This window comes from Streptomyces sp. cg36, assembly GCF_041080675.1.
GTDB lineage: Bacteria > Actinomycetota > Actinomycetes > Streptomycetales > Streptomycetaceae > Streptomyces.
The window spans coordinates 7,394,725-7,407,691 of sequence record NZ_CP163520.1 but is presented as its reverse complement, the minus strand read 5'-3'; the positions used below and the strand labels follow the sequence as shown (position 1 = coordinate 7,407,691).

At 72.7% G+C, this 12,967-nt stretch carries 15 protein-coding genes; 5 read left to right on the top strand and 10 right to left on the bottom strand.

All coding sequences use genetic code 11. The annotated features are described in order from the left end of the window. Positions 1-76: 76 nt before the first annotated feature. On the bottom strand, positions 77-1,366 hold the full coding sequence (locus tag AB5J87_RS32725; RefSeq protein ID WP_369382083.1) for an MFS transporter: 1,290 nt from the start codon (positions 1,364-1,366) through the stop codon (positions 77-79). A 70-nt stretch (positions 1,367-1,436) separates the two neighbouring features. After that, complete coding sequence (locus AB5J87_RS32720) at positions 1,437-1,847, bottom strand: STAS domain-containing protein (RefSeq protein ID WP_369382082.1); 411 nt, start codon at positions 1,845-1,847, stop codon at positions 1,437-1,439. 133 nt (positions 1,848-1,980) lie between these two features. Between AB5J87_RS32720 and AB5J87_RS32715 the strand changes: the two genes are divergently transcribed. Continuing rightward, a complete protein-coding gene (locus AB5J87_RS32715; protein WP_369382079.1) occupies positions 1,981-2,364 on the top strand; it encodes a helix-turn-helix transcriptional regulator in 384 nt (127 codons plus the stop codon). A gap of 32 nt (positions 2,365-2,396) precedes the next feature. Here AB5J87_RS32715 and AB5J87_RS32710 read toward each other — a convergent pair whose 3' ends face one another. Further along, positions 2,397-2,660 carry a UBP-type zinc finger domain-containing protein gene (locus AB5J87_RS32710; RefSeq protein WP_369382077.1) on the bottom strand — a complete coding sequence of 88 codons (264 nt, stop codon included), beginning with the start codon at positions 2,658-2,660 and terminating at the stop codon, positions 2,397-2,399. 144 nt (positions 2,661-2,804) lie between these two features. Here AB5J87_RS32710 and AB5J87_RS32705 point away from each other — a divergent pair, with 144 nt between their 5' ends. Continuing rightward, positions 2,805-3,302, top strand: coding sequence for an NUDIX domain-containing protein (locus AB5J87_RS32705; protein WP_369382074.1), 498 nt, complete (start codon positions 2,805-2,807; stop codon positions 3,300-3,302). 74 nt (positions 3,303-3,376) lie between these two features. On the opposite strand, the gene AB5J87_RS32700 is transcribed toward AB5J87_RS32705, so the two are convergent. Beyond that, on the bottom strand, positions 3,377-3,739 hold the full coding sequence (locus tag AB5J87_RS32700) for a cupin domain-containing protein (protein WP_369382071.1): 363 nt from the start codon (positions 3,737-3,739) through the stop codon (positions 3,377-3,379). A gap of 377 nt (positions 3,740-4,116) precedes the next feature. Between AB5J87_RS32700 and AB5J87_RS32695 the strand changes: the two genes are divergently transcribed. Together AB5J87_RS32695 and gcvH are read left to right on the top strand one after the other, a co-directional pair. Continuing rightward, positions 4,117-5,640 (top strand): glycosyl hydrolase family 18 protein, encoded by a 1,524-nt coding sequence (locus AB5J87_RS32695; protein WP_369382068.1) that lies wholly within the window; start codon positions 4,117-4,119, stop codon positions 5,638-5,640. A gap of 271 nt (positions 5,641-5,911) precedes the next feature. Next, on the top strand, positions 5,912-6,295 hold the full coding sequence (gene gcvH / locus AB5J87_RS32690; protein WP_369382066.1) for a glycine cleavage system protein GcvH: 384 nt from the start codon (positions 5,912-5,914) through the stop codon (positions 6,293-6,295). A 71-nt stretch (positions 6,296-6,366) separates the two neighbouring features. Here gcvH and AB5J87_RS32685 read toward each other — a convergent pair whose 3' ends face one another. Then, positions 6,367-6,558, bottom strand: a complete 192-nt coding sequence (locus AB5J87_RS32685) for an antitoxin (RefSeq protein ID WP_369382063.1) — start codon at positions 6,556-6,558, stop codon at positions 6,367-6,369. 123 nt (positions 6,559-6,681) lie between these two features. Between AB5J87_RS32685 and AB5J87_RS32680 the strand changes: the two genes are divergently transcribed. Next, positions 6,682-6,990 carry a putative quinol monooxygenase gene (locus AB5J87_RS32680; protein ID WP_369382061.1) on the top strand — a complete coding sequence of 103 codons (309 nt, stop codon included), beginning with the start codon at positions 6,682-6,684 and terminating at the stop codon, positions 6,988-6,990. Between the two features lie 6 nt (positions 6,991-6,996). On the opposite strand, the gene AB5J87_RS32675 is transcribed toward AB5J87_RS32680, so the two are convergent. From AB5J87_RS32675 to AB5J87_RS32655, 5 genes are all read right to left on the bottom strand, one after another. After that, positions 6,997-7,602 (bottom strand): phosphoribosylanthranilate isomerase, encoded by a 606-nt coding sequence (locus tag AB5J87_RS32675; protein ID WP_369382059.1) that lies wholly within the window; start codon positions 7,600-7,602, stop codon positions 6,997-6,999. Positions 7,603-7,610: 8 nt separating this feature from the next. Further along, complete coding sequence (locus AB5J87_RS32670) at positions 7,611-8,306, bottom strand: TMEM175 family protein (RefSeq protein WP_369382058.1); 696 nt, start codon at positions 8,304-8,306, stop codon at positions 7,611-7,613. Between the two features lie 210 nt (positions 8,307-8,516). Further along, on the bottom strand, positions 8,517-9,266 hold the full coding sequence (locus tag AB5J87_RS32665) for a dienelactone hydrolase family protein (protein WP_369382055.1): 750 nt from the start codon (positions 9,264-9,266) through the stop codon (positions 8,517-8,519). Between the two features lie 183 nt (positions 9,267-9,449). Next, positions 9,450-10,871 (bottom strand): lyase family protein, encoded by a 1,422-nt coding sequence (locus tag AB5J87_RS32660; protein ID WP_369382053.1) that lies wholly within the window; start codon positions 10,869-10,871, stop codon positions 9,450-9,452. Then, positions 10,868-12,835, bottom strand: coding sequence for an FAD/NAD(P)-binding protein (locus AB5J87_RS32655; RefSeq protein WP_369382050.1), 1,968 nt, complete (start codon positions 12,833-12,835; stop codon positions 10,868-10,870). Before AB5J87_RS32655 ends, AB5J87_RS32660 begins: the two co-directional genes overlap by 4 nt. Positions 12,836-12,967 lie beyond the last annotated feature (132 nt).

Here is a 12,967-nt window from a genome sequence, read left to right as displayed (position 1 = left end):
CGTGACGAACCGTCAAGGCCGAGGGCATCGGGTCCCGGCGCGGGGTCACCGCGCCGCCCCGCGCCGCCCCGCGCCGTCAGGCCGGGCTGCCGGACCGTTCGGGGCGGGGCGTGCGTACCGGGGTGAAGAGGGCCACCAGCGCCGTGAGCAGGCAGCAGACTCCGGCGACCAGGCAGACCGCGGCGGTGCCGTACCTCTGCGCGGCCCAGGTGAGGACGGCCGCGCCCACGGGGGCCGCCGAGTAGTGGATGGTCCAGAACACGGAGGTGACCCGGCCGAGGAGATGGTCCGGAGTGACTTCCTGGCGCAGGGACATCGAGCAGGTCCCGGAGACGCTGCCACAGCCGAGGAAGGCGGCCGCCAGCGCGGCGACACCCACCACCGACCCGGCGGAGCCGACGGCCGCCAGGGCGAGGCCGCAGACCGCCACGCCGCCGATCCATGTCGTGCCGAAGCCCAGCCGATGGCGGATGGGGGCCACCAGCAGGGCTCCGGCGACGGTGCCCAGCGCCCCGACGGCGAAGACCGTGCCGACGGCGCCGTCTCCCTGCCCGAGGTCGTGCTTGAGGTGGTAGATGATCAGGTCGTTGAGCCCGAGGGTGAGGAAGCAGAAGACCGACAACAGGGCGGTCAGGCCGCGCAGTACGGGGTGGCGCCACAGGAACGTCGCCCCGGCGCCCATCTCCCGGCGCATGGCCCGCCAGCCGCCGACGGCCGCGGCCGACCCGCCCGCCGGCGCGTCCGGCGCCTGGCCGCGGACCCGGAACCGCACGAAGGCGAGACACACGGCCGAGACGCCGAAACTCACCGCGTCCACGCCCACGGCCGCCGCCGGGCCGAACCAGGCGGCGACCAGCCCCGCCAGCATCGGGCCCACGACTCCGGCGGCCGCGGCCGTCGCGTTCAGCCTGCCGTTGGCCTCGGTGAGGCGGTCCACGGGGACCAGTCCCTTGACGACGGTGACGTAGGCGACCGAGAAGAGCATGCCGACCGCCTCGGCCAGGGGCAGCACGACGTACAGGAGCCAGATCTGCGGGCCGAAGGCCCAGACGAGCGGGATGAGCGCGTACAGACCGAGGCGGGCCAGGTCGCAGCCGATCAGCAGCCGCCGCCGGTCCGTCCGGTCGACCACCACTCCGGCGAACACGCCCGCGCCGACCGCCGCCGCACCGGCCACGGCGGTCAGCAGGCCCATCTGCGCGACGGAGCCGGTCGCGTGCAGCACCAACAGTGGCAGCGCGATCAGGGCGAAGGAGTCGCCGACCACCGAGAGGGTCTGGGCGGTCCAGAAGACACCGAAGTCACGGTCCCTCCAGAGGGATCGGGGGCGTCCGGATATCGGTTCCTCGGTGCGGGGTTCGGCCATGCGGGGAGGGTAGTGGGGAGACAGGTGTACGGGCCCGCGAATTAACCGCGTACGGGGCACGGGCGCGGGCTCAGTCCTCGGGCGCGCCGGGGGCGAACAGGGGAAGCGTGCGGCTGAGTTCGAGGACCCGTGCCACCGCGTCGCTGGCGGCGCACAGCACGATCGCCTTGCCGTCCCCCAGGGCCTGCTGACGGGCACTCAGCAGGACGTTGAGGCCCGAGCAGTCGCAGAACCCGACCTCGCTCAGATCGAGGTCGACGCCGCCGGGGCCGCGTTCGAGCGCGGTCGCCAGGGTGCGCCGCAGCGCCTGTTCCGTGTCCAGGTCGAGGTCACCGAAGACGGTCACGAGGACCCGGTCACCGTCGATCACCGTCCGGGTCCGCAGCCTCGCGGGCGGGAAGAAGGTGACGGTACGAGCCGGTCCGGTCCGCGGGAACCCCGCGCCGGCGCTGTACCGAGCGTGATCGGCACGTTCCGTCATGGCATCCGCTCCCGAGAGGCATGACCCTGTTCCGCCTCCTACAGATTCGAGCGCCTGATGTCACCCGTCAAGAGTTACACGAAATCCTATTCACCCTTTTGAATGCGCGAAAGGCGCGTCATACTCTGTTCCCATGGCTGGAGTTGGAGTACCCGAACCGCACGCCGGATGGACGTTCCTGACCAATTACGCACGCGTGCTCGCCGCCATCGCGGACGACGCCAACGCGCGCATCCGCGATCTCGCGGCGCACTGCCGGCTCACCGAGCGCGCGGTCCAGAAGATCATTTCCGATCTGGAGCAGGGCGGCTACCTCTCCCACACCCGCCAGGGCCGCTCCAACACCTACCGCATCGCACCGGGGACTCCCCTGCGCCATCCGGCCGAGGCCGAGGCCGGACTCACGGTGGCGACGCTCCTCTCCGTCCTCGCCCACCACGACCAGGAGCGCGGCGTCCCGCTCAGCGAGCCCTCCCGTCCGGCGCGGGCGGCGGAGAGGGCGGACGCGGACCAGTAGGCCGTGACGATCCCGAGGGCGTCGCGGGGGCGTCAGACCAGCGCCTCGTGGACGAAGCACCACCGCCACTCCTCGCCCGGCTCGAAGGAGCGGACGACGGGATGGCCGGCGTCGGCCGCGTGCGCGCGGGCGTGCCGCCGCGGAGAAGAGTCGCAGCAGCCGACGTGTCCGCAGGTGAGGCAGAGCCGCAGATGCACCCACGGCGTGCCCTCGCGCAGACAGTCCGCGCAGCCCTGCGGCGTCCCGGGGGTGACGTCGCGGACCAGGGACAGGTGCGGGTCGGACGGCTCGGTCATCGCGGGCCTCCACAAGACGGTCTGGGCCGGAGGACCGCTCCCGGGCCGCCCTCCACGGCGTCCACCAGGATGCCCACATCCGCGCGCACCGCGCCACTTGGCCTCTCGTCGACACCCCGGCAGCCGCTCTGCCAAGGTGTCGCCATGCGCATACCCAGAGCAGCGGCCCGCGTCGCGGTGCTGGACCCGGCGGGTTCGGTCTTCATGTTCCGGTACGACAACGAGGAGGTCGGCGTCCACTGGGCGTTGCCGGGCGGCGGTCTGAACTGCTACGAGACGCCCCGGCGGGGAGCCGAGCGCGAGCTGTGCGAGGAGACCGGCTGGAAGGACGTGGAGGCCGGGCCGACGCTGTGCCTGTGGGTGCACGACTTCACCCGGGCCGGGGTGCGCGTACGCCAGCGCGAGCACGTCTTCCTGGCCTCCGGCCCGCGCCGGGACCCCTTCGGCGACCTCGCCGACGCCCACGCGCGGGACGGGATCCAGCGCGGGCGCTGGTGGTCGCCCGGCGAACTGTCCGGCGCCACCGAGCCGCTGTGGCCGCCGCAGCTGCCGGAACTGCTCGCGGACGTGCGCCGGTCGGGCCCGCCCGCGGAGCCGGTGGATCTCGGGTTCGTCCCGAACACCACGGTCCGCCGGCGCTGAGGCGTCCCGCACGCGTGACGGCGCCCCCTCCCCGGCAGGAGGGGGCGCCGTCGCACATCGGGCGCGCGGGGACGCTACGGCTTCGCGTAGTCGCCGTAGCCCAGCCAGTCGATGATCACGCACGGCTCGTCGCCGACGACCCAGGCGTCGTGGCCGGGGGCGGCGTTCATGTAGTCGCCGGGGCCGAACTCCTCGTCCTGGCCGTCGTCCATGACGACCTTCAGCCGACCGGAGACGACGTACCCGGCGTGCGCGGCCTGGCAGCTGTCGGTCTTGGCGATCGGCTTCACGTGCTCGGACCAGCGCCAGCCCGGTTCGAACGTGGCACGGCCGACCTGCCCCGCGCCCGCGTCCAGCAGTTCCAGGCGCCCCTTGCCGTCCTCGAAGGGGCGGACCTCCTCCGGCGCATCGAAGCTCTTCCGTACGAGACCGGTCATGAGCGCACCTTGGGCGACCCGTGGCGGCGAAATCCACCGGTTCGACGGTAGCCACGAGGACCGGGGGCTGCGAACGGCGCGAGCCGTTCGAGTGACAGCCCGCCCCGGCCCGCCGGACGCGCCCCCGGCACACGGCGCCGACCGGGCGCCGTCCCGCACCCCCTCGCGCACACCGGACGCCCGTGAACGCGTACGGAATTGGTCCAGTGCGGGCCGTGGCCGGTGAACAACGGCATGGCGGCCCGGGCCCTTAAATTGGTCTAGTCCTGCTTTGGTCCAGTCCATTGACATGTCTCTGATCACGGAGATATCCCAGTACCCAACACCGCTGTGCCCCACGGGAATTGCCGGACACTCCCCTCACCACTTGGACGGACATGAGACGCATGCGTTCCCTCCGCGCGGTCCTCACCGCGACCGTCACCGCCGTGACCGCGGCGGGCCTGGCCGTGATCGGCGGCGGCACCGCCCAGGCCGCCACGCCGCTGCCGGCCCACGTCTTCGCCCCCTACTTCGAGGCATGGACCGGCGAGAGCCCCGCCGCCCTGGCCGCCCAGTCCGGCGCGAAGCACCTGACCATGGCCTTCATCCAGACCGCCAGCAAGGGGTCGTGCACGCCGTACTGGAACGGCGACAGCGGCATGCCCATCGCGTCGGGCACCTTCGGCAGCGACATCAAGGCGATCCAGGCCAACGGCGGAGACGTCATCCCGTCGTTCGGCGGATACACCGCGGACACCACCGGCACCGAGATCGCCGACAGCTGCACCGACGTCAGCCAGATCGCCGCCGCGTACGAGAAGGTCATCACGACCTACGACGTCAGCCGGCTGGACATGGACATCGAGGTCGACTCGCTGGACAACAGCGCGGGCATCGACCGGCGCAACAAAGCGATCAAGCAGGTCCAGGACTGGGCCGCCGCCAACGGCCGCAAGGTCGAGATCTCGTACACCCTGCCCACCACGACCTCCGGCCTCGCCTCCAGCGGCCTGGCGGTGCTCCAGAACGCGGTGAGCAACGGCGCGCGCATCGACGTCGCGAACATCATGACGTTCGACTACTACGACAACGCCACCCACAACATGGCCAACGACACCCAGACCGCGGCCCAGGGGCTGTACAACCAGCTGGCGCGGCTCTACCCGGCCAAGACCTCCGCGCAGCTGTGGGGAATGATCGGCGTCACCGAGATGCCGGGCGTCGACGACTTCGGCCCGGCCGAGACGTTCTCGCTGGCCAACGCCACCCAGGTGTACAACTGGGCGGTCTCCAAGGGCATCAACACCCTCTCCTTCTGGGCGCTCCAGCGCGACAACGGCAGCTGCCCCGGCGGCGCCGCGGCCGACAACTGCTCCGGCATCCAGCAGAACACCTGGGACTTCAGCCACATCTTCGAGCCCTTCACCTCGGGCACCACGGCTCCCACCAATGACTTCTCGGTGACGGCCACCCCCGCCTCCGGCTCGGTCACCGCGGGCGGCTCCGCCACCAGCACGGTCAAGACGGCGGTCACCGCCGGCCAGGCGCAGACCGTGAACCTCAGCGTCACCGGGGCACCGGCGGGCGTCACCGCCACGCTCAGCCCGTCCTCGGTCACCGCGGGCGGCTCCGCCACCCTCACCGTGGCCACCACCTCGGCCACCGTGTCGGGCACCTACACCCTGACCATCACCGGTACGGGCAGCTCCGCCAGCCACGCGGCGACCTACGCCCTCACCGTCACCGGTGGCAGCGGCCACCAGTGCACGGCCCCGGCGTGGGCCTCCGGCACCGTCTACACCGGCGGCCAGCAGGTCTCGCACAAGGGTCACACCTGGAAGGCGAAGTGGTGGACGCTGGGCGAGGAGCCCGGCACCACCGGCGAGTGGGGCGTGTGGCAGGACCTCGGCGCCTGCTGAGTCCGCGCACACCCCGCCACCGGGCGACTGGTCCGGTGAGCGACTGAGCGGCCGGCTCACCCCGGTCGAAGGCGCTGCCGGGCACGGCAACTCGTGCCCGGCAGCGGCCGTTTACCTCCCGGACACCTTCTCGTACGGCCCGACGCCCCACCCGGACACCGCGTTCTGGCCGAAAAACGTCTCCCACCAACTGCCGTACAGGCAAGCTTCTTTCGTGATCGTCCGCCCCGGACGATCCGCCCGCACGTGCGTGCCGAATGGAGACCCGAGCATGGCCAACCTGCCCGATGACCTGCAGTACACCCTGTTCCACGAGTGGGTCCGCGACGAGGGCGACGGCGTGATGGCGGTGGGCCTCACCGACTACGCCCGCCAGGCCCTGGGCGACATCGAGATCCTCGACCTGCCCGAGCAGGGGAGAACCGTCGCCGCCAAGGAGGCGGTCGGCGTCGTGGAGTCGGTGAAGGCCGCCAACGACATCTACTCGCCCTTCAGCGGTGAGATCGTCGCGACCAACGAGGAGGCCGTCGCGGCACCCGGCACGGTCAACACCGACCCGTACGGCACCTGGCTGTTCAAGGTCGCCGCGTCGGCGGGCGGGCCCACCGAGGAGCTGCTCAGCGCCGAGGAGTACCGGGCGGCGACGGGCGCCTGATCCGGCCGCCGCCGAGGACACCCCTCGTCCCGGGGCCCGGCAGGGGCCGGGTCCCGGGACGCGGCGGGGTGTCACATGCGCGGGCTGTCCTGGCCCGGGTCCCCTCCCAGTTGCTCCTTGAGCTTCTCCTGGGCGGTGTCCACCTGGCTGCTGTACTTGCCCTGCGTCTTCTCGTCGACGAAGTCGCCGGCCTTGTCGATGCCCTTGCCCGCCTGCTCTTCATGGCCCTTGAGCATTTGCTTGAGTTTGTCCATAACGGACATGTCGTGTCCTCCTAGAACAGCCCCCGGCCTCCAGGATCACCCCATCCGCGTCCACTCCGCATCCGGGCGGGAGGGGCGGGGCCACCGGCGATAGGGTCGGGAAGATCCCGAAGGAGTCGTCCCATGCCCGTCGTCATCGCCCGTGTCCACCCCAAGCCCGGCCATCTCCAGGAGGTCCTGGAGATCTACGCCGAGGCCGTCCCGCTCGTCCACCAGGAGCCGGGCTGCGAACTCTTCGCCCTGCACACCGACCAGACGTCGATCTTCGTCGTGGAGCGCTGGACCACCGACGAGGACCTCAAGGTCCACTCGGCGACCGAGAACTTCGCGCGCACCCGGGCACGTGTGCAGGGGCTCCTCGGCGCCCCCGCCGACGTGTGGGTGCTCGACGCCGTGCCGGCCGGCGACCCCCTCAAGGGTGTGCTTCCCTAGCTCCGGCTACGCCCGGGCCGCCTCGATGAACGCACGGATCAGCTCGGGTGACTTCACTCCGCGTTCGGCCTCGACACCGCTGGAGACGTCGACGCCCCAGGCGCCGGTGGCGCTGACGGCCCGCTGGACGTTGCCGGGGTGCAGTCCGCCCGCGAGGAGCCAGCGGCCGGTGGGGGCGGTGAAGTCGGGCGAGGCCCAGTTCCACGGCTTGCCCGAGCCGGGGTCGGGCGCGTCGAGCAGCAGCAGGTCCTCGCCGAGCTCGCCGCAGCGGGGCGCCTGCCCGGCTGCGGTGGCGGTGGCGCGGATCAGGGTACGGCCGGGGGCCCGCAGGGTCTCGTAGTACTCCGGTCCCTCGTCCCCGTGCAGCTGTACGGCGCGGATGCCGCTCTCCCCCGTCAGGCGCTCCACCTCCGCCAGGTGCTGGCCTCGGAAGACACCGACGGTCAGGACGTGCTCGGGCACGCGCAGCGCCAGACGCCGGGCGGTGTCGGTGTCGACCGTGCGCGGGCTGACCGCGAAGACGAAGCCCACGGCGTCGGCCCCGGCCGCCACGGCCACGTCGACGTCCCGCTCGGTCCGCAGACCGCAGATCTTGACGAAGAGATCGCTCATGGCGCCAGTCAATCAAACCGCCCCGCGTCTGCGGAATCGCCTGCTCCTGCGGAATCGGCGGACCGCCCGGCCGGACCCTGCGCGAGGTGGGTACGGGCGGTGGGCGCGCGGCGGCCCGTGATGAAGTAGAGGACCAGGGCCGCGCTGACGGTCAGCGAACCGACCGGGCTCACGGCGGCGATGGCCGCGGCCACCGTGTATCCCACCGGGCCGAGCAGGGAGCGCCGCCGGGCCGAGCGGGCCTGGTCGCGCGCCTCGGGGCGCAGCAGCTCGGGGTGGCGGCACAGGTGGTGCCAGAAGAGGGTGAACCACACGGACGCCGCCAGCATCGACAGCGCGTAGAAGACGGCCGCCGGGCCCGCGTCGTCGCCGCGCAGGTGGTTGCCGAGGGTGGCGGTCGGCAGCGGCAGGAACGAGACGGTGGCCAGCATGCCGATGTTGAGGAACAGCAGGCTCCGGTCCACCCGGCGCACCTGGTGGAAGAGGTTGTGGTGGTGGATCCAGGCGATCCCGATGATCAGGAACGTCACCCCGTAGGCCGCCAGGGAGGGCCACTCGTGCCACAGTCCCGACCACACCGCTTCGTCGGCGGCGGGCGGTTTCACTTCGAGGATCAGCAGCGTGGCGGCGATCGCGATGATGCCGTCGCTGAGGGCTTGCAGGCGGGCCGGGCTGATCGGCTCCATCGGCACCTGGCTGGACATGGTGGGTACTCCCGCGGATCGGCTCCGGGCGGGAAGCGTCCCTGCCCGGCGGGTCGGTCCCGCGAGCGGCGCAAACCCCCCGCGGGAACCGGTGACTTGGCCGATCATGACCGCCCGCGCGGTCGAATTCCAGCCGTGCCGACGAGCGGCCCGGTGAGGGGCGAGCGGCCCGCGCCCCGGCCGGGACCGCGGGCCGCCGCCACCCGTGTGTCAGAGCGCGCGGTTGAGCAGGTCCAGGAGCGCGTCCCAGTGGCGGGCGTCCCCGGCCGCGTCGTACGCGGCGGTGTCGGCCTGCGTGTAACCGTGCGGCGCGCCCTCGTAGACCTCGGTGCGGTGGCGCACCCCGGCCTCGGTGAGGGCCTTGTCCAGACGGTCGATCTCGGCCGCGGGCATGTCGTTGTCGGCGTGGCCGAAATACAGCTCCGCCTTGATGTCCCCGGCGAGCAGGTGCGGGCTGTCCGGGGCGTCGGTCGCCAGTCGGCCGCCGTGGAAACCGGCCGCCGCCGCGACCCGGTCGGGGAAGGTGCCCGCGGTGCGCAGGGACAGGCCCGCCCCCATGCAGTAGCCGGTGACGCCGACGGGCCCGTCGGCGACCAGCGGGGACTCGGCGAGCCAGGTGAGGTAGGACTCGGCGTCCCGCACCACGAGCTCGGAGGTGTGGGCGAAGATGAGCGGGCCGAGCGTCTCGAAGATGTCCGGGCGCTGGGACGGGTCGATGAACTCGGGCAGCTCCATGATCGGCGCCCGCCCGGTGCGGTAGAAGACGTTCGGGACGAGGACGGTGTAACCGGCTGCCGCTATCCGATCGGCCATCGCCCGCAGGTGGGGGCGGAGCCCGAAGGCGTCCATGTAGAAGAGGACGCCGGGGTGCGGCCGGTTGTCGTCGGGGTGCACCAGATAGGCGTCGGCGGTGCCGTCCTGCGTGGGGATGTCCAGGGAAGTTCCGAGCACAGTGGTCATGACCGTCTCTCCATGTCGTTCACTTGTGGTGGGGCAACCTCGGCAACCCTGCCACAGTCCCCCGGGATCGAAGATCGCATCGGCTCGTTCCCGCCGCACTTGGTCAGGTGCCGGGTGGGGCGGAGAGGTGGATCGGGACGTCCTGGATCAGGAAGGGGCGATCGGGGGTCGGGTGGCGAGGGGTCAGGAAGCCTTTGGGCGGGCTTCGTTGCCCAGGGCGCGGTCGACCAGCGCCGCCGCCGCGCCGGTGTAGCGCGCCGGATCGCACAGTTCCGCCAGCTCCCCGGCTTCGAAGTGGTCGCGCAGCTCGGCCGAGTCGGCCAGGACCTCGCCCAGGGTGCGGCCGGTGTGCTGGGCCGTGTGGGAGGCGCGGGTGAGGGCCTGCTTGGCCTCGGCCTTGCCGAGCCGGGGCGCGAGGACGGCGGCGATCCGCTCGGAGACGATCTGACCGCCGGTGAGCGCCAGGTTGGCGGTCATGCGCTCGGGCCGCACTTCGAGTCCTTCGGCGAGTTCGACGAGGGTGTGGGTGGCGCCGCCGGTCAGCCGCAGGCACTCGCGCAGCAGCTGCCACTCCGCGTGCCAGGCGCCCGCCGAACGCTCGTCCTCGGTGAGCATGCACTGGGTGACGCCCGCGGCCAGGACCGGGACTTGGAGGGCGGCGCTGCGCAGCAGGGTCGCCAGGACCGGGTTGCGCTTGTGCGGCATGGCCGAGGAGCTGCCGCGTCCGCTCACCGCGGGCTCGGCCACCTCGCCGACCTCCGTACGGGTCAGCGACTGCACGTCCACCGCGATCTTCCCGAGGGCGGCGGCCGTGAAGGCGAGGGCCCCGGCCAGGTCCGCGACGGGGGTGCGCAGGGTGTGCCAGGGCAGGTCGGCGGCGGCGAGCCCGGTCTCCTCGGCGAAGGTCTCGACGAGCCGTACGGTGTAGGCGGCCGGGTCCAGGGGGCCTTCGGCGTCGAGGCGCGCGTACTCCAGGTATCCCGCGAGCGTGCCGGCGGCCCCGCCGAGCGAGACCGGCAGCCCGCCGTCCAGGATCCGCTCCAGGCGCGCGTCGGCGTCGAGGAGGAGCTTGCGCCAGCCCGCCGCCTTCAGCCCGAAGGTGGTGGGTACGGCGTGCAGGGCCAGGGTGCGGCCCGCCATCGCGGTGTCGCGGTGCTGCTCGGCGAGGGTGGCGAGCGCGGCGGCGGCCCGGCCGAGGTCGGCGCGCATCAGCCGCAGGGCGCGCCCGGCGACCAGCATCGCGCCGGTGTCGAAGATGTCCTGGCTGGTGGATCCGCGGTGCACGTAGTGGGCGGCGGCCGGGTCCACCGAGGCCACCCGGCGGCCGAACGCCTGCACGAGACCGACGACCGGATTGGCGGTCTCCCGCGCGGCCAGCGCCAGTTCGCGCAGGTCCAGATGGTCGGCGCGGGCCTCGGCGGTGATGACCTCGGCCGCCGCGCCCGGCAGCGTGCCGAGCCGGGCCTGCGCCCTGGCCAGCGCGGCCTCGGCGTCGAGCATGGCCTGGAGCCAGGCGAGATCGCCCACGGCCTCTTCCACCGGGGTGCCCGCGCGGACCGGGGAGAGGAGCCCGGAGTCGAGCAGGCTGTCGGGGCGGCGGGTCATACGAGCGCTCCTTGCGGTCGGTCCGGGGCGGCGGCCGGGGTGGCGGGCCGGGGCGCGAGCGCCAGTACGGCACGGGCGATGGCGTCCGAGTCGGCCAGCGTCACCGAGTCCACGCCGGGCCGGATGCCGGCCGCGGTGACCCAGTGGACGGCCTCCGTCGGCACACCGTAGGCGAACCGGCGGGGGTGCGCCCGGCCCCGGGCGTCCCGCACCCGGTAGGGGCGCTCGGCGACGGCGAGCCCACCGGTCTCGTACGCGGGTCCGTCCGCGTTGGGCACCCGGTGGTTGACGGCCTGCCCGGTGGCGAGCAGGTGCTGGAGCAGCGGATCGGCGGCGCGCCGCAGGTCCGCCTCCGGCAGCCGGGCCTCGATGAGGATGTGGGCCCGCACCGGCTCGCCCGGTACGGACGTGGACCGGGCGACGAAGGCGTGGCCGACCGTGTCGATGCGGATCTCGGTGTCGGGGCCGGTGAGTTCGAGGACGCCCGCCTCGATCAGCGCGATCATCTCCTCGATGCGGGAGGCGGGCGGGCCGATGGAGAGGAAGGCGTTCAACGGGGTGTACCAGCGGTCGAGTTCGTCGCGGTGGGAGTCGCCGTACAGGCCGCTGTGGTCGACCGCGAGCCGTATCTCGTTGCGCAGGTCGCGCAGCACGTCCAGGGCGGATTTGAGGGGTCCGCTGAGGTTGCCGAGCCGCGCCTCGCGCACATCGGCGCGCAGATGGTCCAGGAGCCAGCCGCGGAACGCGTCCCGGTCGGGGAAGTCGTGTCCGTCGTACGGGCGCTGGAGCCGGCGCCAGCTCCAGCGCTCGGCCTCGGGGACACCGGCGGCGTCCACGAGCGCGTCCCGCTCGGCGGTGTCCGCGCGGGCGAGGAAGCGGTCGACGAAGTCGGCGCGCTCGGCGTCGCGGCCGTGGGCGGTGAGCCAGGTGCCGTAGTAGACGCTCTCCACCTCGCGGGTGATCAGCGGCCACAATTCGTCGCGCAGACCGATCCGTTCGCCGCCGTCGGCCCGCTTGCGCAGGGCGTCGATGTGCTCGGGGGTGAGCAACCGCGGGTAGTAGCGCTCCGAGGCGCCCTTCTCGTTCTCGCCCCGCGCGTGGTACGGGATGCCCCGGCGGGAGGTGGCGTAGAGCTTCGGCTCCTGGCCCGAGGGCCGGTACACCAGGGCGCCGTCGACGCGCTCGAAGGAGCCGCCGCGGCCCTGGGTGAGGAGCGTCATGTGGTCGAAGAAGTTGAGGCCGAGTCCGCGCAGCAGTACCGGCTCCCCGGCCCTGACGACGCTCAGGTCCAGGTCGGCGGGGTTGGCGGGCTGCAGATGGCGTAATCCGTGGACCCGGGCGAGGCTGGCGGTGCGCTCCTCGTGGGCGGTGGGCCGCACCGGCACGTGGCCCTGGGCGAGGACGACGGCGTCGAGACCGCCGATCCAGGTTCCGTCGGAGAGGCCGACGGCCTGCTCGCAGTCGGCCTCGCCGTGGCTGTCGGTGAGGGCGACGGCGCGCGAGCGGTGCACCTCGACGGTGACGTGGGCGGGGGCGTTCCGCACGACGCGCTGGAACATCGCGTTCAGATAGCTGCCGTAGAAGGCGCGGGTGGGATAGGTGTTGGGCCCCAGGTCGCGGGCCTCGGCGAGGGTCTGCTCGCCGTGAGCGGTCAGGTCGCCCGTGGCGATCAGCTCTCTCGCCCACTCCTCCAGGGTGGGGCCGGGTTCGACGGGCCCCTCGATGCACGAGCTGTCGTCGGTGTGCACGGTGATCTGGGACGCGACCGTGTTCATCAGGAGGAGACGGGACTGGTCGGTGCGCCACACGGCGCCGGCGCCCGGCTCGCACGGTTCCACGATGTGCACGGTCACCGCCGAATGGCTGGGCCGCGCACGCTCGTTGGCGCACAGCCGCTCCAGCACGGAGAGTCCGCGCGGTCCGGCGCCGATCACGCAGAGCGTCCTGGTAACGCCACTCCTCATTCCAGCATCTCCTGTCTTCCTGCCCGGGCGCGGCCGTGAAGGACCGCTGGGGCGTCCGTGCGCCGGGCGGGGACCGGCGCGCATGTCGGCGGGGCGGCGGCCGGTCCGATCGCGAGCGCTTGATACGGAGTT

What these genes read in the sequence shown, in the direction of transcription:
- AB5J87_RS32700 (WP_369382071.1), bottom strand. Translation starts at nt 3,739, where the DNA reads ATGACCGGTCTCGTACGGAAGAGCTTCGATGCGCCGGAGGAGGTCCGC.
- AB5J87_RS32715 (WP_369382079.1), top strand. Translation starts at nt 1,981, where the DNA reads ATGGCTGGAGTTGGAGTACCCGAACCGCACGCCGGATGGACGTTCCTG.
- AB5J87_RS32675 (WP_369382059.1), bottom strand. Translation starts at nt 7,602, where the DNA reads ATGAGCGATCTCTTCGTCAAGATCTGCGGTCTGCGGACCGAGCGGGAC.
- gcvH (WP_369382066.1), top strand. Translation starts at nt 5,912, where the DNA reads ATGGCCAACCTGCCCGATGACCTGCAGTACACCCTGTTCCACGAGTGG.
- AB5J87_RS32725 (WP_369382083.1), bottom strand. Translation starts at nt 1,366, where the DNA reads ATGGCCGAACCCCGCACCGAGGAACCGATATCCGGACGCCCCCGATCC.
- AB5J87_RS32670 (WP_369382058.1), bottom strand. Translation starts at nt 8,306, where the DNA reads ATGTCCAGCCAGGTGCCGATGGAGCCGATCAGCCCGGCCCGCCTGCAA.
- AB5J87_RS32665 (WP_369382055.1), bottom strand. Translation starts at nt 9,266, where the DNA reads ATGACCACTGTGCTCGGAACTTCCCTGGACATCCCCACGCAGGACGGC.
- AB5J87_RS32710 (WP_369382077.1), bottom strand. Translation starts at nt 2,660, where the DNA reads ATGACCGAGCCGTCCGACCCGCACCTGTCCCTGGTCCGCGACGTCACC.
- AB5J87_RS32705 (WP_369382074.1), top strand. Translation starts at nt 2,805, where the DNA reads ATGCGCATACCCAGAGCAGCGGCCCGCGTCGCGGTGCTGGACCCGGCG.
- AB5J87_RS32695 (WP_369382068.1), top strand. Translation starts at nt 4,117, where the DNA reads ATGAGACGCATGCGTTCCCTCCGCGCGGTCCTCACCGCGACCGTCACC.
- AB5J87_RS32660 (WP_369382053.1), bottom strand. Translation starts at nt 10,871, where the DNA reads ATGACCCGCCGCCCCGACAGCCTGCTCGACTCCGGGCTCCTCTCCCCG.
- AB5J87_RS32720 (WP_369382082.1), bottom strand. Translation starts at nt 1,847, where the DNA reads ATGACGGAACGTGCCGATCACGCTCGGTACAGCGCCGGCGCGGGGTTC.
- AB5J87_RS32680 (WP_369382061.1), top strand. Translation starts at nt 6,682, where the DNA reads ATGCCCGTCGTCATCGCCCGTGTCCACCCCAAGCCCGGCCATCTCCAG.
- AB5J87_RS32655 (WP_369382050.1), bottom strand. Translation starts at nt 12,835, where the DNA reads ATGAGGAGTGGCGTTACCAGGACGCTCTGCGTGATCGGCGCCGGACCG.
- AB5J87_RS32685 (WP_369382063.1), bottom strand. Translation starts at nt 6,558, where the DNA reads ATGTCCGTTATGGACAAACTCAAGCAAATGCTCAAGGGCCATGAAGAG.